General features: G+C 72.2%; 19 protein-coding genes and 1 riboswitch. Of the genes, 12 read left to right on the top strand and 7 right to left on the bottom strand.

Features of this window, described 5'->3' with window-relative positions; all coding sequences use genetic code 11:
• Window positions 1-101 precede the first annotated feature (101 nt).
• A complete protein-coding gene (locus tag IE251_RS29610; protein ID WP_189756062.1) occupies window positions 102-1,646 on the top strand; it encodes an RNA polymerase sigma factor in 1,545 nt (514 codons plus the stop codon).
• Between the two features lie 140 nt (window positions 1,647-1,786).
• Complete coding sequence (locus tag IE251_RS29605) at window positions 1,787-2,647, top strand: serine protease (protein ID WP_189756061.1); 861 nt, start codon at window positions 1,787-1,789, stop codon at window positions 2,645-2,647.
• A 99-nt stretch (window positions 2,648-2,746) separates the two neighbouring features.
• Here the strand turns inward: IE251_RS29605 and IE251_RS29600 are convergent, their stop codons facing one another.
• A complete protein-coding gene (locus tag IE251_RS29600) occupies window positions 2,747-2,977 on the bottom strand; it encodes a DUF7455 domain-containing protein (protein ID WP_189756060.1) in 231 nt (76 codons plus the stop codon).
• Between the two features lie 440 nt (window positions 2,978-3,417).
• On the opposite strand from IE251_RS29600, the gene IE251_RS29595 reads away from it, so the two are divergent.
• The 4 genes from IE251_RS29595 (at window position 3,418) to IE251_RS29580 (ending at window position 8,536) form a co-directional block, all read left to right on the top strand.
• Complete coding sequence (locus IE251_RS29595) at window positions 3,418-5,541, top strand: DNA gyrase/topoisomerase IV subunit B (RefSeq protein WP_189756059.1); 2,124 nt, start codon at window positions 3,418-3,420, stop codon at window positions 5,539-5,541.
• A 639-nt stretch (window positions 5,542-6,180) separates the two neighbouring features.
• The gene (locus IE251_RS29590; protein ID WP_189756058.1) at window positions 6,181-6,702 is read left to right on the top strand and encodes a DUF1453 family protein; all 522 of its coding nucleotides are present in this window, start codon (window positions 6,181-6,183) and stop codon (window positions 6,700-6,702) included.
• The gene (locus IE251_RS29585; protein WP_189756057.1) at window positions 6,699-7,850 is read left to right on the top strand and encodes a sensor histidine kinase; all 1,152 of its coding nucleotides are present in this window, start codon (window positions 6,699-6,701) and stop codon (window positions 7,848-7,850) included. Before IE251_RS29590 ends, IE251_RS29585 begins: the two co-directional genes overlap by 4 nt.
• Window positions 7,847-8,536 (top strand): response regulator transcription factor, encoded by a 690-nt coding sequence (locus IE251_RS29580; RefSeq protein ID WP_189756056.1) that lies wholly within the window; start codon window positions 7,847-7,849, stop codon window positions 8,534-8,536. Before IE251_RS29585 ends, IE251_RS29580 begins: the two co-directional genes overlap by 4 nt.
• Before the next feature lie 151 nt (window positions 8,537-8,687).
• Here the strand turns inward: IE251_RS29580 and IE251_RS29575 are convergent, their stop codons facing one another.
• The 4 genes from IE251_RS29575 to IE251_RS29560 all read right to left on the bottom strand — a co-directional run bounded on the left by IE251_RS29575 (window position 8,688) and on the right by IE251_RS29560 (window position 13,411).
• Window positions 8,688-9,368, bottom strand: a complete 681-nt coding sequence (locus tag IE251_RS29575; protein ID WP_189756129.1) for a response regulator — start codon at window positions 9,366-9,368, stop codon at window positions 8,688-8,690.
• On the bottom strand, window positions 9,368-11,062 hold the full coding sequence (locus IE251_RS29570; RefSeq protein WP_189756055.1) for an ATP-binding protein: 1,695 nt from the start codon (window positions 11,060-11,062) through the stop codon (window positions 9,368-9,370). Before IE251_RS29570 ends, IE251_RS29575 begins: the two co-directional genes overlap by 1 nt.
• Window positions 11,063-11,159: 97 nt before the next feature.
• Window positions 11,160-12,101: a ferredoxin family protein gene (locus IE251_RS29565; protein ID WP_189756054.1), complete on the bottom strand. Its 942-nt coding sequence runs from the start codon at window positions 12,099-12,101 to the stop codon at window positions 11,160-11,162.
• A gap of 53 nt (window positions 12,102-12,154) precedes the next feature.
• A complete protein-coding gene (locus tag IE251_RS29560) occupies window positions 12,155-13,411 on the bottom strand; it encodes a citrate synthase (protein WP_189756053.1) in 1,257 nt (418 codons plus the stop codon).
• Between the two features lie 216 nt (window positions 13,412-13,627).
• On the opposite strand from IE251_RS29560, the gene IE251_RS29555 reads away from it, so the two are divergent.
• Window positions 13,628-14,707, top strand: a complete 1,080-nt coding sequence (locus IE251_RS29555) for a CobW family GTP-binding protein (protein ID WP_189756052.1) — start codon at window positions 13,628-13,630, stop codon at window positions 14,705-14,707.
• A gap of 40 nt (window positions 14,708-14,747) precedes the next feature.
• On the opposite strand, the gene IE251_RS29550 is transcribed toward IE251_RS29555, so the two are convergent.
• The gene (locus IE251_RS29550; RefSeq protein ID WP_189756051.1) at window positions 14,748-17,204 is read right to left on the bottom strand and encodes a DNA gyrase/topoisomerase IV subunit A; all 2,457 of its coding nucleotides are present in this window, start codon (window positions 17,202-17,204) and stop codon (window positions 14,748-14,750) included.
• A gap of 328 nt (window positions 17,205-17,532) precedes the next feature.
• Between IE251_RS29550 and IE251_RS29545 the strand changes: the two genes are divergently transcribed.
• From IE251_RS29545 to IE251_RS29530, 4 genes are all read left to right on the top strand, one after another.
• Window positions 17,533-18,936, top strand: a complete 1,404-nt coding sequence (locus tag IE251_RS29545; protein WP_189756050.1) for a M16 family metallopeptidase — start codon at window positions 17,533-17,535, stop codon at window positions 18,934-18,936.
• A complete protein-coding gene (locus tag IE251_RS29540) occupies window positions 18,933-20,321 on the top strand; it encodes a M16 family metallopeptidase (RefSeq protein WP_189756049.1) in 1,389 nt (462 codons plus the stop codon). Before IE251_RS29545 ends, IE251_RS29540 begins: the two co-directional genes overlap by 4 nt.
• A 224-nt stretch (window positions 20,322-20,545) precedes the next feature.
• Window positions 20,546-20,706: riboswitch (cyclic di-AMP (ydaO/yuaA leader) on the top strand.
• A 12-nt stretch (window positions 20,707-20,718) separates the two neighbouring features.
• Window positions 20,719-21,465, top strand: coding sequence for a M23 family metallopeptidase (locus tag IE251_RS29535; protein WP_189756048.1), 747 nt, complete (start codon window positions 20,719-20,721; stop codon window positions 21,463-21,465).
• A 195-nt stretch (window positions 21,466-21,660) separates the two neighbouring features.
• Window positions 21,661-22,347, top strand: coding sequence for a GntR family transcriptional regulator (locus tag IE251_RS29530; protein WP_189756047.1), 687 nt, complete (start codon window positions 21,661-21,663; stop codon window positions 22,345-22,347).
• A 239-nt stretch (window positions 22,348-22,586) separates the two neighbouring features.
• On the opposite strand, the gene IE251_RS29525 is transcribed toward IE251_RS29530, so the two are convergent.
• Window positions 22,587-22,868, bottom strand: a complete 282-nt coding sequence (locus tag IE251_RS29525) for an HPr family phosphocarrier protein (RefSeq protein WP_030609104.1) — start codon at window positions 22,866-22,868, stop codon at window positions 22,587-22,589.
• 177 nt (window positions 22,869-23,045) lie between these two features.
• Between IE251_RS29525 and IE251_RS29520 the strand changes: the two genes are divergently transcribed.
• Window positions 23,046-26,024: a bifunctional acetate--CoA ligase family protein/GNAT family N-acetyltransferase gene (locus IE251_RS29520; RefSeq protein WP_189756046.1), complete on the top strand. Its 2,979-nt coding sequence runs from the start codon at window positions 23,046-23,048 to the stop codon at window positions 26,022-26,024.
• Window positions 26,025-26,054: the final 30 nt, after the last annotated feature.

Raw genomic sequence — 26,054 nt, 5'->3', positions numbered from 1 at the left:
GCCCCCGCCCGCGCCGTCGGCCCATCCCCAGGCCGGTGGTCGGCTCCTGTCCGCAGTGGACGGTGCCGGAAGCCGTTTTCCAACGTTCCGAGAGGTTGTTCGTGTCGGCCAGCACATCCCGTACGCTCCCGCCGGAGATCGCCGAGTCCGTCTCTGTCATGGCGCTCATTGAGCGGGGAAAGGCTGAGGGGCAGATCGCCGGCGACGATGTGCGTCGGGCCTTCGAAGCTGACCAGATTCCGGCCACTCAGTGGAAGAACGTACTGCGCAGCCTCAACCAGATTCTTGAGGAAGAGGGTGTGACGCTGATGGTCAGTGCCGCAGAGCCCAAGCGCACCCGCAAGAGCGTCGCAGCGAAGAGCCCGGCCAAGCGCACCGCCACCAGGACGGTCGCGGCGAAGACGGTGACCACCAGGAAGGCCACCGCCACCACGGCCGCCCCCGCGGCACCCACCGCCGCGGCCGCAGCCGATTCCGCCGAGGAAGCCGCAACCGCCAAGAAGGCCGCCGCCAAGAAGGCCACGGCCGCCAAGAAGGCGACCGCCAAGAAGACCGTCGCCAAGAAGACGGCCGCCAAGAAGACCACCGCCAAGAAGGACGACGTCGAGCTTCTCGACGAAGAGGTCCTCGAGGACACCAAGGTCGCCGACGAGCCCGAGGGCACCGAGAACGCGGGCTTCGTCCTGTCCGACGAGGACGAGGACGACGCGCCCGCGCAGCAGGTCGCCGCGGCCGGCGCCACCGCCGACCCGGTCAAGGACTACCTGAAGCAGATCGGCAAGGTCCCCCTGCTCAACGCCGAGCAGGAGGTCGAGCTGGCCAAGCGCATCGAGGCGGGTCTCTTCGCCGAGGACAAGCTGGCCAACTCCGACAAGCTCGCCCCGAAGCTCAAGCGCGAGCTGGAGATCATCGCCGAGGACGGCCGCCGCGCCAAGAATCACCTCCTGGAGGCCAACCTCCGTCTGGTGGTCTCCCTGGCCAAGCGCTACACCGGCCGCGGCATGCTCTTCCTGGACCTCATCCAGGAGGGCAACCTCGGTCTGATCCGCGCGGTCGAGAAGTTCGACTACACCAAGGGCTACAAGTTCTCCACGTACGCCACCTGGTGGATCCGTCAGGCGATCACCCGCGCCATGGCCGACCAGGCCCGCACCATCCGTATCCCGGTGCACATGGTCGAGGTCATCAACAAGCTCGCGCGCGTGCAGCGCCAGATGCTCCAGGACCTGGGTCGCGAGCCCACCCCGGAGGAGCTGGCCAAGGAACTCGACATGACCCCGGAGAAGGTCATCGAGGTCCAGAAGTACGGCCGCGAGCCCATCTCGCTGCACACCCCGCTGGGCGAGGACGGCGACAGCGAGTTCGGTGACCTCATCGAGGACTCCGAGGCCGTCGTGCCCGCCGACGCGGTCAGCTTCACGCTCCTGCAGGAGCAGCTGCACTCAGTGCTCGACACCCTGTCCGAGCGCGAGGCCGGCGTCGTCTCCATGCGCTTCGGCCTCACCGACGGCCAGCCGAAGACCCTCGACGAGATCGGCAAGGTCTACGGCGTGACGCGTGAGCGCATCCGTCAGATCGAGTCCAAGACCATGTCGAAGCTGCGCCACCCGTCGCGTTCCCAGGTGCTGCGCGACTACCTGGACTAGGTCGCGACAGCTCGACCAGGTCGCACAGTACGACGGCGAAGGCCCGGCTCCCCTCGTGGGAGCCGGGCCTTCGTGCTGCGCGATCCCGCTCGGTGGATCACTCTGGGTCCCCCAGGAAGACCTGAGAGTGAGGAGCATGCATGCGTCGTTCCCTTGCCCGGGCACTGGTCCGGCCGCTGGCACTGGCGGCCGCCATGGCCGCGATGCCGCTGATGGGCGCGGTCCCCGCAGCCGCCGGCGGCGTGGTCGTGGGGGGTTTCCCGATAGACGTCTCCGAGGCCCCGTGGACGGTCGCACTGGCCAGCCGTGACCTGTTCGGCGGAGCGCGGGCGGGGCAGTTTTGCGGCGCTGTGGCCATCGGGCGGACCACGGTGCTCACAGCGGCCCACTGCCTGAGCGAGGAAGCCCTCGGGGTGCCACCGAACCGGGTGCGTGACCTCAAGGTCATCGCGGGCCGCACCGACCTGCTGTCGACGGAGGGCGAGGAGATCGCCGTACGGGAGATCCGGCTCAACCCCCGGTTCGATCTCACGACCAACTCCGGGGACTTCGCGGTCGTCCTGCTCGCCCGGCCGCTGCCGCAGAGCGCGGTCATCACCATGGCCCGCGCGGGCGACCCGGCCTACCGGCCCGGTACGGAGGCACTGGTGTCCGGATGGGGCGACACGACCGGCGAGGGAGCCTATGCGCGGCGGCTGCGGGCCGCGCGCGTACGCGTGCTCTCCGATGACGTGTGCGCCAAGGCCTACCCGGGCGGCCCCGAGGGCGCCTACCGGGCCGCCACCATGCTGTGCGCTGGGGAGGTCGCCGGAGGGCCGGACGGCTGCCAGGGGGACAGCGGAGGCCCGCTGGTGGCCGCGGGACGGCTGATCGGCCTCGTGTCGTGGGGGAGCGGCTGCGGGCGCCCGGACCACCCCGGCGTCTACACGCGCGTCTCCGAGGTCGTACGAGCGCTGGAGCCCGCCACAGGGGCCCGGAAACCGCTCCTCAGCGGCTCGTAGCGCGTTTGAGCGGGTATGAGCACGGGCGGCCGCTCCTGGTGGGGAGCGGCCGCCCGATCACCGGCCTGCGCCGGGGCTGGCTCGTCGTGTGTGCGAGATTCAGCGCTCTTCTTCGGAAACGGTGCCCGGAACGGACGTCAGTCGCTCGGTCTCGTCCTGTATCTCAGCGGCGATCTTCTTGAGTTCCGGCTCGAACTTGCGACCGTGGTGGGCGCAGAAGAGCAGTTCTCCGCCGCTGAGCAGGACGACGCGCAGGTATGCCTGGGCGCCGCAGCGGTCGCAGCGATCGGCGGCCGTCAGCGGGCTCGCGGGGGTCAGAACAGTAGTCACGTCGCCTCTTCTCTAGCTCGACGAGCTGTCGTACCAGGGTCAACATCCAACCAGCCCGAAAACGTTCCCGCTCGTGGCCTTTCCGCGAAAATTTTTTCCGGGGACGGTCGTCTGCTGCCCGTTGGCGGCGAATGTGCCGTATTGCGTGTCTTGTATGCGTACGGGTTCGCGCTCTCTTGCGGTCTCGTCCTCCCGGCTGGGTTGCCGGTTGTTCATGAGGACGTGCCCGGAGCCTAAATGGTTCATGCCCCAAAGGGAACGTGATATGTGCTTCACTCCATCGAGGGATCGAACAAGCATGCGAGGCTGGACTAGTGTGAGGTGCCGACGAGGGTGGCGTTACACCGGCTCTACCAGGGCTCGGTACCCTCTGAGCGGCGACCGAAGCCGCCCCCTTACCCAGAAGGGGGCCATCTGAAATTCAGCGAGGAGCGAACCGCGTGACCGCCGAGACGTCCGTGCCGTCCACAGCGCTGCTGGCAGGAGCAGACCGCGACGGTTCCAACTACACCGCGCGGCACCTGCTCGTCCTTGAGGGCCTGGAAGCCGTGCGCAAGCGCCCCGGCATGTACATCGGCTCGACCGACAGCCGTGGTCTCATGCACTGCCTGTGGGAGATCATCGACAACTCGGTGGACGAGGCCCTCGCGGGTGTCTGCGACCGCATCGAGGTGATCCTGCACGACGACGGCTCCGTGGAGGTGCGGGACAACGGCCGCGGCATTCCCGTGGACGTCGAGCCGCGGACCGGCCTGTCCGGCGTCGAGGTCGTCATGACCAAGCTGCACGCGGGCGGCAAGTTCGGCGGCGGCTCCTACGCGGCCTCCGGCGGTCTGCACGGCGTCGGCGCCTCCGTGGTCAACGCGCTCTCCGCCCGCCTCGACGTCGAAGTGGACCGCGGTGGGCACACGCACGCCATCAGCTTCCGGCGGGGCGTGCCCGGTGCCTTCGCGGCCGACGGTGCCGAGGCGAAGTTCGAGGCCAAGAGCGGCCTGCGCAAGACCAAGAAGATCCCCAAGACGCGCACCGGCACCCGCGTGCGCTACTGGGCCGACCGCCAGATCTTCCTCAAGGACGCCAAGCTCTCCCTGGAGACCCTCCACCAGCGCGCCCGGCAGACCGCGTTCCTGGTCCCCGGCCTGACCATCGTCGTCCGCGACGAGTTCGGCCTGGGCGAGGGCGGCAGCAAGGGGGAGGAGTCCTTCCGCTTCGACGGCGGCATCAGCGAGTTCTGCGAGTACCTGGCGAACGACAGGGCGATCTGCGACGTCCTCCGCTTCTCGGGCAAGGGCACCTTCAAGGAGACCGTCCCGGTCCTGGACGAACACGGCCAGATGACCCCGACCGAGGTCACTCGCGAACTCGGCGTCGACATCGCGCTGCGCTGGGGGACCGGCTACGACACGACGGTCAGGTCGTTCGTCAACATCATCGCCACCCCCAAGGGAGGCACCCACGTCACCGGCTTCGAACAGGCCCTCACCCAGACGATGAACGACGTGCTGCGCGCCAAGAAGCTGCTGCGCGTGGCCGAGGACAACATCGTCAAGGACGACGCCCTGGAGGGCCTCACCGCCGTCGTCACGGTCCGCCTGGCCGAGCCGCAGTTCGAGGGACAGACCAAGGAGGTCCTCGGTACCTCGGCGGCCCGCCGCATCGTGAACAACGTGGTCAGCAGCGAGCTGAAGGCATTCCTGACGGCGACCAAGCGTGACGCCGCCGCCCAGGCCCGGGTCGTCATGGAGAAGGTGGTCGCCGCCGCCCGCACCCGGGTCGCGGCCCGCCAGCACAAGGACGCCCAGCGCCGGAAGACCGCCCTGGAGTCCTCGTCCCTGCCGGCCAAGCTCGCCGACTGCCGCAGCGACGACGTCGACCGCAGCGAGCTGTTCATCGTCGAGGGCGACTCCGCGCTCGGCACGGCGAAGCTGGCGCGGAACTCCGAGTTCCAGGCACTGCTGCCGATCCGCGGCAAGATCCTGAACGTGCAGCGGTCGTCGGTGACCGACATGCTCAAGAACGCCGAGTGCGGGGCGATCATCCAGGTCATAGGAGCGGGCTCCGGCCGCACCTTCGACATCGACCAGGCCCGGTACGGCAAGATCATCATGATGACCGACGCCGATGTGGACGGCTCGCACATCCGCTGCCTGCTGCTCACGCTCTTCCAGCGTTATATGCGGCCCATGGTCGAGGCCGGCCGGGTCTTCGCCGCCGTGCCGCCGCTGCACCGCATCGAGCTGATCCAGCCGAAGAAGGGCCAGGAGAAGTACGTCTACACGTACTCCGACCGCGAGCTGCGCGACAAGCTCATGGAGTTCCAGAGCAAGGGCATCCGGTACAAGGACACCATCCAGCGCTACAAGGGCCTGGGGGAGATGGACGCCGACCAGCTGGCCGAGACCACGATGGACCCGCGCCACCGCACCCTGCGCCGCATCAACCTCTCCGACCTGGAGGCCGCCGAACAGGTCTTCGACCTGCTGATGGGCAATGACGTGGCTCCCCGCAAGGAGTTCATCTCCAGCTCGGCGGCGACGCTGGACCGGTCCCGCATCGACGCGTAGCCGCCGCGCCTGGCACCGGCCGATGGGGGGAGTGGCTGGGCCGAGGATGGAAGCGGCTCGGCCGGCGGGACGGAAGCGGCTGGCCGGCCGGTGTCGGTGTCCGGTCGGCCGGAGTGGTGGGCGGGACTGTGGCCGGTAGTGGCTGGGGGTCGCCTGGGAACGCAGGGGCAGGGGCGGGGGCGGCGCGCCGGAGACCGACCGGCGAGTTCCGCGTCGGCGGACTCCGCCCGTCGAGCGCCCAGCCCCGCAGCACACGGTCGTCGAGCGTCGCCGTCGGCTTCCGCCCCGGCGGCGCCCCTTCCGCCCTGGCCGTGCCCACCTGGTCACCGCACCCCGCCCACCGCACGCCGCGCGTACGCACCGCCACCCCAGCGCACCGCGCCGCAGGGCCCCCGCTTGCTTCCGCTCTGTTGCCCGCCCCGTCCCTCCCTGCCCTGCGCCTCTATTCCTGACCCGATCCCCGACCCTCCCCACCCCTGTGACCCGGAGCGTTTCTCCACCCGTGGGTGGAGGCGGGCCGCTCCGGGGTTCCACCCGTGATCCACCCCGGGGCCGATCAGCTGACCTGCGAATTTCCGTAGCTTTGAAGGCGTCGGGAGCGCTCGCTCCGGCTCACCTTCTCGCTCACGGAGGCTTCAGATGTCCGGGCTCGTCAACGCGCTGGCGATCGTGGCCGTCGTCGCCGTCGTGATCGCCAGGCAGTTCCGTGCCCGCGCGATCGACACGGACCGGCGCTGGTGGCTGCTGCCCGTGGTCCTCATCGTGGTCGCGCTGCGCGAACCCGGCATACTCGACGCTCACCACCGCGGGGAATCCGCCGCCCTGCTCACGGCCGAACTCGTCATCGGCCTGGCCACCGGCATCGGCTGGGGCCGGACCACCCGGCTCTGGACGGCGCCGGACGGCACGGTGTGGGCCGAGAGCACCAAGGCGAGCATCGCCGTATGGACCGCGGGCATAGCCCTGCGGGCCGGTGTCTCCGCCCTCGCCGCCGCACTCGGTCTGCGCCAGGACGGTTCCGCGCTGATGCTCGGCCTCGCCGGCACGCTGCTGGTCCGCGGCGGGATCCTGGCCTGGCGGGCCCAGTCCTCCGGTCCGGCGAGGCGCCCCGCCCCGGCATACGGTGGCGACAACCCGTCGGCCTGGAAGGAGCGCGTGTGACAGAGAACGCCTGGACGCGCTGGCCGTCCCGCGAAGCGCTCGGCCCCATGGGCATCAGCCGGCCCCGGCGGCTGCTCGCCTGGACGGTCCGCCTGCTGGTGCTGTCCATGCTGCTGTGGGCCGCCTTCAGCCAGCGGCATGTCGGCCCCTGGGGAGCGCTCGCGGCAGGGGCGGGAGTGGCGCTCGCCGCACTCGTCTCCTGGGCCTTCTTCCGGATGACCTACGAGCACCGGCTGGTGCCGTCTCTCGCGCTCATGGGTGTGCTCCTCGGTATCGCGGCCACTGCCGAGGCGACGGGATTCGGAGGGCCGGCCCTCGTCATCTGGTGCGGCTGCGGAGTCAGCGCGCTGGAACGGCTGCCGCTCGGAGTGGGAGTACCCGCCGCGTCGGCGGCGCTGGCCTCATACTCCGCGTTCACCGATGACGCCTGGCTGACCACGGCCGCCACCGTGGCGGGCCTGGCCCTCGCCGGGTACGTCCTGCGGCTGGACGCGGAAGCCCGGGGCAATGCGCAGCGGCTGCTCGCCCAGGAGCGTGCCGCCCGCGCGGCCGAGGCCGAGTCCGCCGCGCTCGCCGAGCGGGCCCGTATCGCACGGGAGATCCACGACGTGCTGGCACACAGCCTGTCGGCGCAGCTAGTGCACCTGGAGGCGGCCCGGTTGCTGATCGAGAACGGCGCGGACCGGGAACGGATCCTGGAGCGCGTGGTGGCCGCCCGGGGGATGGCCCGGGACGGGCTCGCCGAGACCCGGCAGGCGCTGTCCGCGCTGCGCGGCGAGCTGACCCCGCTGGAAAACTTCCTGACCGAACTCGCCCGCACGGCCGACGGCACCGAGGTCACCGTCACGGGTGAACGCAGACCCCTGCCGGCCGAGGCGTCCCAGGCCGTGCGGCGGGTGGCACAGGAGGCGCTGACGAACGTCCGCAAGCACGCCCATGGCGCCAGAGTGGATGTCCGGCTCGACTACAGCGAACACGAAGTCACGCTGAACGTCCGGGATTCGGGCGGGCGGCCGAGCGAACTCGACGGATCCGGAGGCGGGTACGGTCTGCTGGGCATGCGTGAGCGCGCCGAACTGCTCGGCGGTTCGCTGGACGCGGGACCGGACGAAGAAGGGTTCGTGGTGACGCTGAAGGTGCCCGTATGACAGGGACGGAGGGGCAGGAGAAGATCGCGCGGGTGGTCGTCGCCGACGATCAGACCGTGGTCCGTGAGGGCATCGTGATGCTGCTGGGACTGCTGCCCGGTGTGGAGGTCGTGGGCGCCGCGGGCGACGGCGAGGAGGCCGTGCGGCTGGTCGGTGAACTCGCGCCGGACGTCGTCCTGATGGATCTGAGGATGCCGCGCTGCGACGGAGTGGAGGCCACCCGGCGGATCCGGGCGCGGTACCCCGGGACCCAGGTCGTGGTGCTCACCACCTTCTCGGACGACGAGTCGCTGTTCCCCGCGTTGCGTGCCGGTGCCCGGGGCTATCTGACCAAGGACGCGGACGGTGACGAGATCGTGCGTGCCGTGCACAGCGTGCTGTCGGGCGACGCGGGGCTGTCGCCGAGCGTCCAGAGGCGGCTGCTGGAGCGGCTGTCGCAACCGGAGCCCGAACCCGCACCAGCGGCGGGCGAGGCGCCCGACGGGCTGACCACGCGGGAGGCCGAGGTCCTGGTGCTGATCGCCGAGGGGCTCAGCAACCAGCAGATCGCTCGCAGACTGCATGTGTCGACCGCGACCGTGAAGACCCACATCAACAACCTCTTCGCCAAGGCGGGCCTCAAGGACCGGGCGCAGGCCGTGCGGTACGCCTACAGCAAGGGGCTGGCGCAGCCGCCCACCCGGTGACCAGCTCCCCTCACCGTCCTCCTCGCATGCTCCTCCTCAGCACGACCTCACCTGGGCCTCTGCCCGCATGCGAGGCTGCGAGGCTGCGCGGGACCGGGCGGCCCGCCCGCCGACTACTCGCAGGGCTACAAGTCCCTGTACAGCCGCGTGCTCAGACGTGGGTCGCCCACACATAGCGGTGTTCCGGGCGGCCCGCGTCGCCGTACTTGAGGGTCAGCCGGGCCCGGCCGGTGCGCTCCAGCAGCTTCAGATACCGCTGGGCGGTCTGCCGGCTCACCCCCGTCCGCTCGGCGATCTCCTGCGCGGAGAGCGGGCGTTCGGCGCTCAGCAAGGCCTGGCGCACCAGCTCGGCCGTCGTGGGGGAGTGTCCCTTCGGCAACTCGGGTTCCGACGGGGCGGACAGCGCGCCGAAGATCCGGTCCACCTCGGCCTGCTCCGCCTCGCCGCCGCCGTCCAGGGTGCGCCGCAGCTCGGCGTACGCCTCCAGCTTGGCCCGCAGCCCCGCGAAGGCGAATGGTTTCACCAGGTACTGCAGCGCCCCTTGCCGCATGGCGGCCTGCACGGTCGACACGTCCCGTGCCGCCGTCACCATGATCACGTCGGCCTGGTGGCCGCGCCGACGCATCTCCCGGACCACCGCGAGACCGGTGTCGTCCGGCAGGTAGTGATCCATCAGGACCAGATCGAGCCGCGGCAGGCTCTCCACCCGACGCAGCGCCTCGGCCGCACTGTGCGCCTCGCCGGCCACATGGAAACCGGGCACCTTCTCGACGTAGGCGGCGTTGACGCGGGCCACACGGGTGTCGTCGTCCACGACCAGGACCTCGATCATCACGCCTCCTCCTCGGCGACGGTGACGGCGGCGGTGACCAGGGACGTCCCCACGGACTGCTCGGAGCCCACGGGCACCGGTTCGGGCTCGGTCAATGCCTCGGGCAGCACCACGGTGAACTCCGCGCCGCCGCCGGCCGCCGGGCCCACGGTCGCGCTCCCGCCCTGCCGCTCGGCGAGCCGCCGGACCAGGGACAGCCCGATGCCCCGCTTGCCGTGCGCGGGCGGCTTCTTGGTGGACCAGCCCTCCGTGAAGATCAGCTCGCGTCGGTCCTCCGGCACTCCGGGTCCCGTGTCGCGTACCCCCAGGACGACCGTACGGCCCTCGGCGCGCAATTCGACCTCCACGCGCGCGTGCGGGGTGGCCGCGACGGCGTCGAGGGCGTTGTCCACGAGGTTGCCCACCACCGTGACCAGCCCCCGAGGATCGATCAGCCGGTCCGGGAGCCGGGTGCGCTCCGACACCCACAGCGCGACCCCGCGCTCGGCCGCCACGGTCGCCTTGCCGACCAGGAGCGCGGCCAGCAGCGGGTCCTGGATCCGCTCCGTGACCTGCTCGGCGGTGGCCCGGTGGTCCCCGACCACCTCGCCGACGAACTCCACGGCGTCGTCGTACATCTCCAGCTCCAGCAGCCCCAGCAGGGTGTGCATGCGGTTGGCGTGTTCGTGGTCCTGGGCGCGCAGCGCGTCGATCAGCCCGCGCGTGGAGTCCAGTTCCCGCCCCAGCTGCTCCAGCTCCGTGCGGTCGCGCAGGGTGGCCACGGCACCGCCGTCGCCGGTGGGCGTGCGGTTGGCGACCAGGACGCGCTGGCCGCACACGGTGAGCAGGTCGGTGCCGGTGACCCGGCCGGCCAGCACATCCGTCGTACGGCCCGCGCCGAGGGCCTCGTCCGGGGTCCGCCCGAGGGCCTCGTCGCCGATCCCCAGCAGCCGTCGTGCCTCGTCGTTGAGCAGGCGGACACGGCCGCCCCGGTCCAGCGCCACCACCCCCTCCCGGATGCCGTGCAGCATCGCCTCACGCTCGGCGAGCAGCGCGGAGATGTCGGAGAAGGCCAGGTCCCGGGTCTGCCGCTGGACCCGCCGGGAGATCAGCCAGGCGGCCAGCGCGCCCACCGCCAGGGCACCGCCGGCGTACGCGAAGAGTCCCGGGATGGCGCTGATCAGCCGCGCCCGCACACTGTCGTAGGCGATGCCGACCGAGACCGCGCCGACGACGTGGTGGCCGGCGTCGTACAGCGGCACCTTGCCGCGCGCCGAGCGGCCCAGGGTGCCCTGGTCGATCTCCATGACCTCCTTGCCGGCCAGGGCGTCGGACGGGTCGGTGGAGACGCGCCGGCCGATTTCCGAGGGCGTGGGATGCGACCAGCGCACCCAGTCGCGGTCCAGCACCACGATGTACTCGGCGTGCGTGGCCCGCCTGATCCGCTCGGCCTCCCGCTGCACGGGGCCGTTCCCGCTCGGGGCGGTGGTCCGGACGCCCTCGGCGATCTGCGGGTCCTGCGCGGTGGTCTCGGCGATGGCCAGCGCCCGCCGCATCGCCTCCTGGTCCAGCTGTTTGCTCAGCGGTGCCAGGAAAAGCCCGGTCGCGAGCACCGCGACTCCCGCGGCGATCGCCACCTGCATCAGCAGCACCTGGGAGAACATCCGCCGGGGCAGACCGAGGCGCAGACGGCGTACGGGGGGAGTGGAGCGCATACCCATGACGGTACGTGGGGCGGCCGGAAGCCCCCAGCGGGTGTGGTGTGGTTCTCTTGATCAGCTGTTGATCAACATTGACGGGGCGCGGGCCGGGTCAGCTCGCCAGCGCCGACGGCCGCAGCTCGCGCACCTCGACCACGTCCATCCGCGCGGGCGTGCCGAGCATCTCCGCGCCGCAGCTCTCCGGGCGGGGCGGCAGCGCCGCGCCCTGTGCCACGGTGACCCGCCACCGGCGGCCGTCGGTGTGGGCGACGGTGACCTCCCAGCGCGGAGCCGTGCCCTCGGTCCGTACGACGCTCAGCACTCCCGCCCGGTACTCGTCCGCGGCCGTCCGCACGGCCAGCTCCGCCGCCTGGCCGGGCCGCTCCCACGCGGAGCACCCCCGGCACCCCTCGACCAGCACACGCCCCTCCTGGGCGCCGTGCAGGGCCTCCTTCACGGTGTGGGCCCCGGCGCGGCCGTAGGCATAGCCGTACGGCAGGACGAGCACCGTGGGCGCGAACCGATGTCCACCCAGATGGGTGACTTCCCAGACGCCGCGTACCCCCGACGCGACCAGCTCCGCGGCGAGGGGGCGGCCCAGGAGGGCGCAGCAGCGGTCACGCTTGCCGTTGGTGCACACGAGGGCCAGCGGGTCACCCCGATGGGGCCGCCCGCCGAGCACCGTGCCGAAGGACCGGTGGTCGCCCGCCCCCAGCGCGGCGAAGTCCAGGTCGAGCAGGCGCCGCGGCTCGACGGTGGTGGCACCGTGCAGCCACACCCGCCCGGGAACGGTGTGCGCGGCGTACACCTGCCGCACCGGGGGCGGCCCGGGGTCGGCGTGGCGCCCGGGACGGCGGATCAGCGCGATCCGCACGCCGGTTCCGTCGGCGGCGGCCTCCAGCGCACGGCCCAGCGCGGGGTCGAGATGGCTGGACGTCAGAGCCCTGGCACCCCAGGGGCCCGGCTGTTCCAGCAGCAGCCACGTCGTCGCCGTGGCAGCCGTACCGGAAACCGGCTCGTCGAGCACGCGGGAGACGGTCGCACACCTACTCACAGAGGTGAGCCTAACCTGACTTCCCCGGCGGTGACTTGCGGGCCCGCCGTGCCCTACTCCGGGAGGGGCCGGGGCGGGCGCGGGCCGACGTAGTGCCCGCTGGGGCGCATGCGCAGCGGGCGCTCGCCGTACTCCTCCAGGGCGTGCGCGATCCAGCCCGCGGTCCGCGCGACGGCGAAGATCGTCTCGGCGGCCGTGACCGGCATGCCGCAGGACACGGTGAACACCGCGAGGGCCAGGTCGACATTGGCGTGCAGCGGGGTGTGCCGGGCGGTGGTGGCGACGATGTCACGGGCCGCGAGCAGCGCGGACTCCGCGCGCGGGATGCGCTCCAGCAGCTCGAACAGCACCCGCGCGCGGGGGTCCTCGCCGGTGTACAGCCGGTGGCCGAGACCGGGGACGCGGCGGCCCGCGCGCAGCTCTTCGGCGATCACCGGGACCGCCGTGCCCTGGTCGAGCACGTCCAGGAGCATCCGGTGCGCCAGACCGCCGGCCGCGCCGTGCAGCGGGCCCTCCAGCACGCCGAGCCCGGCCGAGACCGCCGCGTACGCGTGCGCCCGGGCCGAGGCGGCGACCCGGACCGCGAGCGTGGACGCGGCCAGGTCGTGGTCGGCCAGCAGGGCCAGCGCCGTGTCCAGCACGCGCAGGGAGGCCTCGTCGGCCGGGTGGCCGGTCAGCCGGCCCCACAGGCGGTGGGCCAGCGGACCGTCGTCCTTGTGGTCGTACCGGACCTGCGGCAGCGCGGCGACGAGGGTGGGGATGAGGGTGCGCGCCGTGTGCAGCACTGCCTCCTCGGACAGGTCGAAGCGCAGCGGGTCCTCGGCCGCCGCGGCGATCGCCGCCACCCGCAGCCGGTCGACGGCGGAGGCGTGCTCGGACAGCGCGTCCACCGCGCGGCGGGCGACCATGACGGTGGCCTCGGGCGCGGTGAACGTCGCCCCCGGCGCGGGCCGGCCGGTCCACAGCCACTCCGCGACCTCCTCGTAGGAGTGGCGGGCGGCCAGCTCGACCGCGTCGACGCCGCGGTAGTAGTACCGGTCCTGCTCGATCAGCGTGATGCGGGTGCGGACGGACAGTTCACCGCCGGTGCCCGGACTTCCGGCGGCCTCCCGGCGGTTGCGGCGGGCGAGCGCCTCGACCTCCCCGGCCTCGAAGGTGCTGACCCGGCCGCCGGGCTCGCGTCTGCTGCTGAGCAGGCCGCGGCTCACATACGCGTAGACCGTCTCGGGCTTCACACCGAGCAGCTCGGCGGTCTCCTTGGTGGTCAGCCGGCGCCCGGGGCGGTGGGGAGCGGTGTCGTGATCGCGCATGGGGGTCACCGTAGCGGCCTCTGCACATGTTGATGCCGCGTATTGATGCAGGCAACATTGACCGCACCTTGATCCCGTATTGATCGTCGGATCAATCCGGGTACGCGCGGGCGACGGGGCCGGTTCCGGGTCGCTCGTATCCTGGACCCTCCGTCCCTGCCCGTCCGCGCACCGGGCGCGAGCCGGTGCGCACTGGTACGTCTGAGAGGTCGCCCGTTGGGGAACAGCTTGGCAAGCGGCGGCAGCCCGCAGCAGATCCCGGTCGTCGTACTCGCCGGTTTCCTGGGCTCCGGGAAGACCACGCTCCTCAACCACCTGCTGCACCGCAGCGGAGGCAGCCGCATCGGGGCCATCGTCAACGACTTCGGCGCCATCGAGATCGACGCCATGGCCGTCGCCGGCGCCCTCGGCGACTCGACCGTCTCACTCGGCAACGGCTGCCTGTGCTGCGCCGTGGATGCCAGTGAACTCGATCTCTACCTGGACCGGCTCGCCGCGCCCACCGCCGGCATCGATGTGATCGTCATCGAGGCGAGCGGACTGGCCGAACCACGGGAACTCGTGCGCATGGTCCTCGCCAGCGAGCACCCGGGCATCGTCTACGGCGGTCTGGTCGAGGTCGTGGACGCCGCCGAGTTCGACGACACCCGCGCGAAGCACCCCGAGATCGACCGGCACCTCGCCCTCGCGGACCTGGTCGTCGTCAACAAGCTCGACCGCGCCGGCGACGCGGACCGGATCCTGGGGCTCGTCCGCTCGCTCACCGACCGCGCGGCCGTCGTCCCCGCTACCTACGGCCGGATCGACCCCGAGTTCCTCTTCGACTGCCGGCCCACCGAGGAGCGCGTCGGCCAGCTGTCCTTCGACGACCTGCACGACCACGACGACCCGGACCACGCCGGGCACCTGCACACCGGCTACGACAGCCTGTCCTTCACCTCCGCCGTCCCCCTGGAACCCCGGCGGCTCATGCGGTTCCTGGACAGCCGGCCCGAGGGGCTGTACCGGATCAAGGGCTACGTCGACTTCGGGCCGTACGACACCGTCAACCGCTACGCCGTGCACGCCGTCGGCCGGTTCCTGCGCTTCTACCCGGAACCCTGGGCGCCCGGCGACGAACGCCTCACCCAGCTCGTGCTGATCGGCTCCGGCATCGACGCGGACACGCTCCGCAAGGAACTGGAGGCGTGCGGGAACGACGCCCCGCACGCCGACGAGCACGGCATGTGGGGCGTCCTGCGCTACGTACAGGGACCGGACGAGGCGGACGCCGACGTGGAGGAACCGCCCGCCTAGGGCCACCGGGCGAGCCCCGGGGGCCCGCCCGGTGGCCCGGTTACAGCACCGGCCCCGCCACCACCGCCACCGTCTTCGGCAGCGAGGTGCCCGAGCCGTCCCGGCGCGGGTCCGGCTCCGGCAGCTCCGCCGGGGTGCCGTTCTTCTGCGCCGCCAGTGCCGGCGCCGGGCCCGCCCAGGCAAACGACAGGCAGTCCTCGCCCTTCAGGAACCGCTGGCAGCGCACCCCGCCGGTGGCCCGGCCCTTGCGCGGGTACTGGTCGAACGGGGTCAGCTTGGCCGTCGTCTGCACCGAGTCGTCCAGCGTGCCGCGCGAGCCCGCCACCGTGAACACCACCGCGTCGGCGGCCGGGTCGACCGCCGTGAAGGAGATCACCTTCGCGCCCTCGGCGAGCTTGATGCCCGTCATGCCGCCCGCCGGACGGCCCTGCGGGCGGACGATGGAGGCCTGGAAGCGCAGCAGTTGCGCGTCGTCCGTGATGAACACCAGGTCCTCCTCGCCGGTGCGCAGCTCCACCGCGCCGACGATCCGGTCCCCCTCCTTGAGCGTGATGACCTCCAACTCGTCCTTGTTGGACGGATAGTCGGGCACCACCCGCTTGACGACACCCTGCTCGGTGCCGAGCGCCAGACCCGGCGACGACTCGTCCAGCGTGGTCAGGCAGACCACCGTCTCGTCGTCCTCCAGGGACACGAACTCCGCCAGCGGGGCGCCGCCCGAGAGGTTCGGCGCGGTCGTCGGCTCGGGCAGCTGCGGCAGATCGACCACGTTGATCCGCAGCAGCCGGCCCGCCGAGGTCACCGCGCCGATCACCCCGCGCGCGGTCGTCCGCACGGCCGAGACGATCACGTCGTGCTTGACCCGCTTGCCGCCCGCCGCCCGCGGAAGCGGCGCGTCGGTCGCCGTACGGGCCAGCAGCCCGGTCGAGGACAGCAGCACCCGGCACGGGTCGTCGGCCACCTGGAGCGGCACGGCGACCGGAGTGGCGGCGGACTCCAGCAGGACCGTGCGCCGGTCGGTGCCGAACTTCTTCGCCACGGCGGCCAGTTCGGCCGAGACCAGCTTGCGCAGCTCCGCGTCCGACTCCAGGATCCGGGTCAGCTCCTCGATCTCCGCGGTGAGCTTGTCCTTCTCCGCCTCCAGCTCGATCCGGTCGTACCGGGTGAGCCGGCGCAGCGGCGTGTCGAGGATGTACTGCGTCTGCACCTCGCTCAGCGAGAAGCGCTCGATCAGGCGCTCCTTGGCCTGCGCCGAGTTGTCGCTGGACCGGATGATCCGGATGACCTCGTCGATGTCGACCAGCGCGGTCAGCAGGCCCTCGACCAGGTGCAGCCGGTCGCGCTTCTTGCCGCGGCGGAACTCGCTGCGCCGCCGGACCACGTCGAAGCGGTGGTCCAGGTAGACCTCCAGCAGCTCCTTCAGGCCGAGGGTGAGCGGCTGGCCGTCGACCAGGGCGACGTTGTTGATGCCGAAGGACTCCTCCATCGGGGTCAGCTTGTACAGCTGCTCCAGGATCGCCTCCGGCACGAAGCCGTTCTTGATCTCGATGACCAGACGCAGGCCGTGCTCGCGGTCGGTGAGGTCCTTGACGTCGGCGATGCCCTGGACCTTCTTCGCGTTGACCAGGTCCTTGATCTTCGCGATGACCTTCTCGGGGCCGACCGTGAACGGCAGTTCCGTGACCACCAGGCCCTTGCGGCGGGCGGTGACGTTCTCGATGGAGACCGTCGCGCGGATCTTGAAGGTGCCGCGGCCGGTCGCGTACGCGTCCCGGATGCCGTCCAGGCCGACGATCCGTCCGCCGGTGGGCAGGTCGGGGCCCGGGACGTGCTTCATCAGCGCGTCCAGGTCGGCGTTCGGGTGCCGGATCAGATGGCGGGCGGCGGCGATCACCTCGCGCAGGTTGTGCGGCGGCATGTTCGTCGCCATGCCGACCGCGATGCCCGAGGCGCCGTTGACCAGCAGGTTCGGGAAGGCGGCGGGCAGGGCCACCGGCTCCTGCTCCTGGCCGTCGTAGTTCGGCGCGAAGTCGACCGTGTCCTCGTCGATCGACTCGGTCATCAGGCCCGTCGCCTCGGCCATCCGGCACTCGGTGTACCGCATGGCGGCCGGCGGGTCGTCGTTGCCCAGCGAACCGAAGTTGCCGTGGCCGTCGACGAGCGGCACGCGCATGGAGAAGGGCTGCGCCATGCGCACCAGCGCGTCGTAGATCGACGCGTCGCCGTGCGGGTGCAGCTTGCCCATGACCTCGCCGACGACCCGCGCGCACTTCACATAGCCGCGTTCGGGGCGCAGGCCCATCTCGTTCATCTGGTACACGATCCGGCGGTGCACCGGTTTCAGGCCGTCACGGGCGTCCGGCAGGGCGCGCGAGTAGATGACCGAGTACGCGTACTCGAGGTAGGAGCCACGCATCTCGTCCACGACGTCGATGTCGAGGATCCTCTCCTCGAACGAATCGTCGGGCGGCGGGGTCTTCGTGCTGCGGCGGGCCATCGCTGCCTGGCTCCTTCTGATCTGGTCGCTCGCCTACGGGGCGCTTGGTGCTGAAGCGTTTGACGGATCTGACGCCGACCATTGTGGACCGAGGCACTGACAACCCGTGCACGGCCCGGTCCGGGCGGCCCGGGCCGGCACCGGGTAGTGGGGGCACCCCCAGCGTCGGGCAACCGTCCGGGAAGGGGTCCGACGCAGCGTACGCGATCCGCTGTCGGCGTACGTCCGCGGGAACTTCGCGAAGGCCCCGCACGCTTTGCATACAGTGGCAGGAACGGCAGCACAACCGCGGTTTCCATCAACCGCCTCCGCTCGCGAAGGGACGTACATGCCCATGGGTCACACGACCACAGCCGAGGCAGGCTCCGGGGGCCTGGCAGCGACCGAGCACCGCCTGGCCAACGGTCTGCGCGTGGTGCTCTCCGAGGACCACCTGACCCCGGTGGCGGCGGTCTGCCTCTGGTACGACGTCGGCTCCCGCCACGAAGTCAAGGGGCGTACCGGCCTCGCCCACCTCTTCGAGCACCTGATGTTCCAGGGCTCCGCGCAGGTCAAGGGCAACGGCCACTTCGAACTGGTGCAGGGCGCGGGAGGCTCGCTGAACGGCACCACGAGCTTCGAGCGCACCAACTACTTCGAGACCATGCCCGCCCACCAGCTGGAGCTGGCCCTGTGGCTGGAGGCGGACCGCATGGGCTCGCTGCTGGCCGCCCTGGACGAGGAGTCCATGGAGAACCAGCGGGACGTCGTCAAGAACGAGCGCCGCCAGCGGTACGACAACGTGCCCTACGGCACCGCCTTCGAGAAGCTGACCGCCCTCTCCTACCCGGAGGGCCACCCGTACCACCACACGCCGATCGGTTCCATGGCGGACCTGGACGCGGCCACCCTGGAGGACGCCCGCCAGTTCTTCCGCACCTACTACGCGCCGAACAACGCGGTGCTCTCCGTGGTCGGCGACATCGACCCCGAGCAGACCCTCGCCTGGATCGAGAAGTACTTCGGCTCCATCCCGTCCCACGACGGCAAGCCCGCGCCCCGCGACGGCTCCCTGCCGGAGGTCATCGGCGAGCAGAAGCGCGAGGTCGTCGTGGAGGAGGTCCCCGCGCGCGCCCTGATGGCCGCCTACCGCCTCCCGCACGACGGCACGCGCGCGTGCGACGCGGCCGACCTCGCGCTGACCATCCTCGGCGGCGGCGAGTCCTCCCGCCTGTACAACCGCCTGGTGCGCCGCGACCGTACGGCCGTCGCCGCCGGCTTCGGCCTGCTGCGTCTGGCCGGCGCGCCCTCCATGGGCTGGCTGGACGTGAAGACCTCCGGTGACGTCGAGGTGCCGGTGATCGAGACCGCCATCGACGAGGAGCTGGCCCGGTTCGCGGAGGAGGGGCCCACCCCCGAGGAGATGGAGCGCGCCCAGGCCCAGCTGGAGCGCGAGTGGCTGGACCGGCTCGGCACGGTCGCCGGCCGCGCCGACGAACTGTGCCGGTACGCCGTCCTGTTCGGCGACCCGCAGCTCGCCCTGACCGCCGTCCAGCGCGTCCTGGAGGTGACCCCGGAGGAGGTCCGGGAGGTCGCGGCGGCCCGCCTGCGGCCCGACAACCGCGCGGTCCTGGTCTACGAACCGAAGTCCCCGGAGGCCGCCCCCGACGCCGACGTCCCGGAGGACCCGGAGCAGGAAGCGACCGTAGAGGCGGGCCGCGACGAGACCGAGAACGAGGAGACGGCCAAGTGACCGAGCTCGCCACCATGGAGTTCCACCCCCAGCCGCAGCCCGGTGAGGCCAAGCCCTGGGCGTTCCCGGCCCCCGAGCGCACCGCGCTCGACAACGGCCTGACCGTGCTGCGCTGCCACCGCCCCGGCCAGCAGGTCGTCGCCGTCGAGGTGCTGCTGGACGCGCCCCTGGACGCCGAGCCGGCCGGCCTGGACGGCGTCGCCACCATCATGGCGCGGGCCTTCTCCGAGGGCACCGACCAGCACTCCGCCGAGGAGTTCGCCGCCGAGCTGGAGCGCGCGGGCGCCACCCTGGACGCGCACGCCGACCACCCCGGCGTCCGGCTCAGCCTGGAGGTCCCGGTCTCCCGCCTGGCCAAGGGCCTCGGCCTGCTCGCCGACGCGCTGCGCGCGCCCGCCTTCGCCCCGAGCGAGGTCGAGCGCCTCGTCCGCAACCGCCTGGACGAGATCCCGCACGAGCTGGCCAACCCCTCCCGCCGGGCCGCCAAGGAGCTCTCCAAGGAGCTGTTCCCGGCGGCCTCGCGCATGTCCCGGCCGCGCCAGGGCACCGAGGAGACCGTCGAGAAGATCGACGCGGCGGCCGTACGCGCCTTCTACGACCGCCATGTGCGGCCCGCCACGGCCACCCTGGTCGTCGTCGGCGACCTGACCGGCACCGACCTGGACGCGCTGCTCGGCGACACCCTGGGCGCCTGGACCGGCACCCCGGGCGAGCCGCGGCCGGTGCCGCCGGTGACCGCCGACGACACCGGGCGCGTGGTGATCGTGGACCGGCCCGGCGCCGTCCAGACGCAGTTGCTCATCGGCCGGGTCGGCCCCGACCGGCACGACCGCGTGTGGCCCGCCCAGGTGCTCGGCACCTACTGCCTCGGCGGCACCCTCACCTCCCGCCTGGACCGCGTCCTGCGCGAGGAGAAGGGCTACACCTACGGCGTGCGCTCCTTCGGGCAGGTCCTCAGGTCCGCGCCGGACGGCACGGGCGCGGCCATGCTCGCCATCAGCGGCTCCGTGGACACGCCGAACACCGGCCCGGCGCTGGACGACCTGTGGAAGGTGCTGCGCACCGTCGCGGCGGAGGGCCTGACCGACGCCGAGCGGGACGTCGCCGTGCAGAACCTCGTCGGTGTGGCGCCGCTGAAGTACGAGACCGCGGCGGCCGTCGCGAGCACGCTGGCCGACCAGGTCGAGCAGCACCTGCCCGACGACTTCCAGGCGACGCTGTACCGGCAGCTGGCCGCCACGGGCACCGTGGAGGCCACCGCGGCCGTCGTGAACGCCTTCCCGGTGGACCGCCTGGTGACCGTGCTCGTCGGCGACGCCTCCCAGATCAAGGCGCCGGTCGAGGCGCTCGGCATCGGTGAGGTGACCGTGGTGCCGGCCGAGTAGCGGCCCGGCACATACACGCGCGCGCGTGGGGCCCTGACGGCCCGTAAGCCGTCAGGGCCCCACGCTGTTCCACTCGGTCCCTCAGATGCCCGTTTTGGGGCGGAGGTTGCCTGTCTGACCTGTGGGATGCGCTACAAAACACCGGATCCGTTTGAGGATCGAAAGCGGGCCGCCGTAGCGTCATCCGGGCTGTTCGTCAGGCAGTGCGCCGCACCCGCGGCACCGGACAGCCATCGCCGAGTCCCCGTACGGCGCGAGCCAGGGGAGCCGGGGACCCACCGTCCCTGGGGTGAATCGGGCGCCCGCGCGCGAGCGAGGGGGTCCGTAGGAGACCTTCCTGCTCCGAACCCGTCAGCTAACCCGGTAGGCGAGAGGGAAGGAAAGGACCAGCCACTTCATGGCGTTCATGTGCGCCACCGGGAAGCACCGCAAGCCCGGCCGGGTCAAGCGCACCACCGCTCAGGCGGCCGGCGTCGCGGCCCTGACCACCACCGGTGTCATCGGCACCCTCGCCGCCTCCCCGGCGCTCGCCGCCGACAACCCCGTGGACCAGACCGGCCTCACGCCGGTCATCGCCGCCACCGAGGACGTCGCCGAGCAGATCGACGCGCAGGCCACCGCCCAGCAGCAGGCCGCCGACCGCAAGGCGGCCGAGGAGGCCGCGGCGAAGGCCGCCGCCGAGCGGGCCGAGGAGGAGCGGGTCCGCGCCGCGCGCGAGGCCGAGCGCCGCCGGCTGAACACCTTCGTCGCCCCCATCGCGCACTCCTACGTCTCCACCGCCTACCAGGCCTCCAGCTCCCTGTGGTCCTCCGGCTCGCACACCGGCATCGACTTCCACGCGGCCAGCGGCACCACGGTGCACTCGGTGGGCGCCGGCACGGTCGTCGCCACCGGCTGGGGCGGCGCCTACGGCAACCAGGTGGTGATCCGGATGGCCGACGGCATGTACACGCAGTACGGGCACCTGTCCTCCATCGGCGTCACGGTGGGCCAGCAGGTCGAGCCGGGCCAGCAGATCGGTCTGTCCGGCGCCACGGGCAACGTCACCGGCCCGCACCTCCACTTCGAGGCGCGCACGACGCCCGACTACGGCTCGGACATCGACCCCGTCGCCTACCTCCGCGGGCACGGCGTGCACATCTGACGCCCCGCGCGTTTCCGGCGGCCCCGGCTCACCGAGCCGGGGCTTTCGCCGTTTTTCACGCCCTCCGCCGGACTCGTTGTCCAAAAAATATCCATGGATTACCACCCGCCGTCGGAAATTCCGGCCCGCTGGAATAGAGTCACGGGAAACGCGTCCAGCGTCGGCGTTTCACGGGGATTAAGGCGGAGGTCGGTCATGCGTATTCCGGCGCACTCGGTGTGCACCGCTGTCCGGGACGACATCGTCGCGGGTGTCTACGAGCGCGGCAGCCGGCTCACCGAGGAAGTCCTGGCCCGCCGCTACGGTGTCTCGCGCGTCCCCGTCCGCGAGGCGCTGCGCACGCTGGAGGCCGAGGGCTTCGTGGTGACGCGCCGGCACGCGGGCGCGTGTGTGGCCGAGCCGACCGAGCAGGAGGCCGCCGACGTGCTGGAGATGCGGACGCTGCTGGAGCCGCTGGGCGCCGCGCGGGCCGCCCAGCGGCGCACGGAGGCCCATCTGAAGGTGCTGCGCGGCCTGGTCCGGCTGGGCCAGGAGCGGGCCAGGAAGGGCAACAGCGAGGACCTGCGCTCGCTCGGCGGCTGGTTCCACGAGACGCTCGCCCAGGCCTGCGGCAGCCCGTCGCTGACCTCGATGCTGACCCAGCTGCGGCACAAGGTCGCCTGGATGTACGCGGTGGAGCCACCGGTGAGTCCGGTGGAGTCCTGGGTGGAGCACGGCGCGATCGTGGACGCGGTGGCGCGCGGGGACGGTGAACGCGCGCGGGCGCTGACGGCACTGCACGCCGAGCGCGCGGCCGGCGCGCACCGGCTGCGCTTTTCCGGCGCCGGGGAGCGTGTGAGGACTTCGCAACATGCCGTAAACATGTCGGGCCTGCGGCATTAACACGGGCACCGTATACAAAGAAGGGTTATTCGACGGCGGTGTTTTCCGCTGCCCTTTTCGCGGGCTGCCCTTTTACGGTGCCGGAAATTCACGGTCGCGGAGGTCCGGGTGGGCGCGGTCGACGGGACCGTCCTCGAGAATTCGGCCGGCCGGAATGTCGTAGGCGCCCCGGCAGAAGTGGCGCTGAAAACGCGGAAGCCGCGCCGCCCGGTGCGGACGGCGCGGCCTCCCGGTCGTGCTCAGACGGTCTCGGGCAGCTCCTCCAGGCCCTCGGAGACCAGCTTGGCCAGACGGTCCAGGGCGGCGTCGGCGCCCTCGGCGTCGGAGGCGAGGACGATCTCCTCGCCACCCTGGGCGCCCAGACCCAGGACGGCCAGCATCGAGGCCGCGTTGACGGGGTTGCCCCCGGCCTTGGCGATCGTCACCGGGACGCCTGTGGCCGTGGCGGCTCGGACGAAGAGAGAAGCGGGGCGGGCGTGGAGGCCCTCGGCCCAGCCGACGTTGACGCGGCGCTCAGCCATGTGTTGCTGCCCTTCAGTACTCAGGGTTGTCTAGACCAGTCTCCCATATCGTGAAGCGTGCCCGGAGCGTGCCCGCGGGGACCGCTCCGGCGCGACCCCGGACCGCGGCCTCGGTCCGGCGTCGCCCCCATAGACTGCCTCGCGCCGTTGTCGTACGCGACCCTTACGCTGGGGCCCATGCACACCTCGGCGGACCGGCAGGACCGGCACCACTACCCCGCCCACTGGGAGGCGGACGTGGTGCTGCGCGACGGCGGTACCGCGCGCATCAGGCCCATCACCGTCGATGACGCCGACCGCCTGGTCAGTTTCTACGAGCAGGTCTCGGACGAGTCGAAGTACTACCGCTTCTTCGCGCCGTACCCACGCCTGTCCGCCAAGGACGTCCACCGCTTCACGCACCACGACTTCGTGGACCGGGTGGGACTCGCGGCCACCATCGGCGGCGAGTTCATCGCCACCGTACGCTACGACCGCATCGGCACCGACGGCCTGCCCGCCTCCGCGCCCGCCGACGAGGCCGAGGTCGCCTTCCTGGTCCAGGACGCCCACCAGGGCCGCGGGGTCGCCTCCGCCCTCCTGGAGCACATCGCGGCCGTCGCGCGCGAGCGCGGCATCCGCCGCTTCGCCGCCGAGGTGCTCCCCGCCAACACCAAGATGATCAAGGTGTTCACGGACGCCGGCTACACCCAGAAGCGCAGCTTCGAGGACGGCGTCGTACGCCTGGAGCTGGACCTCGAACCCACCGACCGCTCCATGGCCGTGCAGCACGCCCGGGAACAGCGCGCCGAGGCCCGCTCGGTAAGGCGGCTCCTCGCGCCCGGCTCGGTCGCGGTCGTCGGCGTCGGCCGCGCATCCGGCGGGGTGGGCCGCAGCATCCTCGGCAACATCCGCGAGGCCGGCTACGCGGGCCCGCTGCACGCCGTGAACAAGGCGTTCCCCGAGGACCTCAAGGAGATCGACGGGGTGCCCGCGCACCGCTCGGTGCGCGACATCGACGGGCACGTGGACCTGGCCGTCGTCGCCGTACCGGCCGAGCAGGTGCCCGCCGTGGTCGCCGAGTGCGGCGAGCACGGCGTCCAGGGGCTGGTCGTCCTGTCCGCCGGGTACGCCGAGAGCGGCCCCGAGGGGCGCGAACGGCAGCGCGCGCTGGTCCGGGCCGCCCGCGCCCACGGCATGCGGCTCATCGGCCCCAACGCCTTCGGGATCATCAACACCGCCGACGACGTCCGGCTGAACGCCTCGCTCGCCCCCGAGCCGCCCCGCCCCGGCCGCATCGGGCTCTTCGCCCAGTCCGGCGCCATCGGCATCGCCCTGCTGTCCCGGCTGCACCGGCGCGGGGGAGGGGTGACCGGCGTCACGGGCGTCTCCACGTTCGTGTCCGCCGGCAACCGCGCCGACGTCTCCGGCAACGACGTCCTGCAGTACTGGTACGACGACCCGGACACCGACGTCGTCCTCATGTACCTGGAGTCCATCGGCAACCCCCGCAAGTTCACCCGGCTCGCCCGGCGCACCGCCGCGGCCAAGCCGCTGGTCGTCGTGCAGGGCACCGGCACCGCCCCGCAGGGGCACGCGGTACGCGCCACCCGGCTGCCGTACGCGACGGTGTCCGCGCTGCTGCGGCAGGCCGGGGTGATCCGGGTCGACACCATCACCGAGCTGGTCGACGCGGGGCTGCTGCTCGCCCGCCAGCCGCTGCCCGCGGGACCGCGCGTGGCCATCCTCGGCAACTCCGAGTCCCTCGGCGTGCTGACGTACGACCGGTGTGTGGCGGAGGGGCTGCGGCCGGCCCGGCCCGTGGACCTGACCACCGGGGCGACGGCGGAGGACTTCCACCGGGCGCTGGCCGACGCGCTGGCCGACGACACGAACGACGCCGTCGTCGTCACGGCGATCCCCGCGATCGGGGAAGGGTCGCCCGGGGACGCGGAACTGGCGGAGGCACTGCGGTCGGCCGCGGCGGCGGTGCCGGGCAAGCCGGTGCTGGTGGTCCATGTCGAGCTGGGCGGGCTGGCACAGGCACTCTCGGCCGCGACGAGCACGGCACCGGGGGCGCCGGGCGCACCGGGGGCCGCCGACAAGACGCCAGGCGCGGAGGCCGACGCCCGTCCGGCCCGCCGTGCGGAAGGCGCGCCGGGTGCGCGAGCGGAACGACCGGCCGCCGAGACAGCTGGACGAGCGTCCGCCACTCCGTCGACTCCTGCCACCGAAACCCCCCAGCCCCCGGCAACCCCCGCACCACCGGCACGACCAGTGCCCCCGGCAGCCCCCGCAACCCCCCGGACCGGCCCCCGTCTCATCCCCGCCTACCCCGCCGCCGAACGCGCGGTGCGGGCGCTCGCCGAAGCCGTGAGGTACGCGCGGTGGCGGCGGGAGGCGGCCGATCCGGGAAAGGTGCCGGAGTTCGACGACATCGACGAGAAGGGGGCCGCCCGGCTGATCGGCGAGCTGCTCGCCCGAGGCGAAGGGCTCACGATCTCCGCCGAGCAGACCTGCGAGCTGCTCGGCCGGTACGGCATCCCCGTGCGCCGGGCCCTGCCCGCGCCCGGCCCGGACGCCGCCGTGGACGCCGCCCGCGCGCTCGGCTACCCGGTGGCCCTCAAGGCGACCGCCCCGCACCTCAGGCACCGCGCCGACCTGGGCGGGGTCCGGCTGGACCTCGCGGACGAGGAACAACTGCTGCGGGCGTACGCCGAGTTGACCGAGCTGTTCGGGCCGCCGCAGGAGCTGCGGCCGGTGGTGCAGGCGATGGCGCCCCGGGGCGTGGACACCGTCGTCCGCGCGGTGATCGACCCGGCGGCCGGGGCCGTGCTGTCCTTCGGCCTGGCCGGCGCCGCCTCCCAGCTGCTCGGGGACATGGCCCACCGGCTCATCCCCGTCACGGACCGGGAGGCCACCTCGCTGGTGCGCTCCATACGCACCGCGCCGCTGCTGTTCGGCTGGCGCGGCTCCACACCCGTGGACACCCCCGCCCTGGAGGAGCTGCTGCTGCGGGTGTCCCGGCTGGTCGACGACCACCCGGAGGTGGTCGCGGTCACCCTGGAGCCGGTCGTCGTCGCCCCGCACGGCGTGAGCGTCCTCGGCGCCACGGTACGGCTCGCGCCCCCGCCCGCCCGGGACGACCTCGGCCCGCGCACGATGCCGGCCTACTGAGCGGCCCCGCCGCCGTCCGCAACCCTCCGG

The sequence above is a fragment of the Streptomyces eurythermus genome, assembly GCF_014649115.1.
GTDB classification, from domain to species: Bacteria; Actinomycetota; Actinomycetes; order Streptomycetales; family Streptomycetaceae; genus Streptomyces; species Streptomyces eurythermus.
The sequence above is the reverse complement of the archived record's forward strand: the minus strand, read 5'-3'. Positions and strand labels throughout refer to the sequence as shown.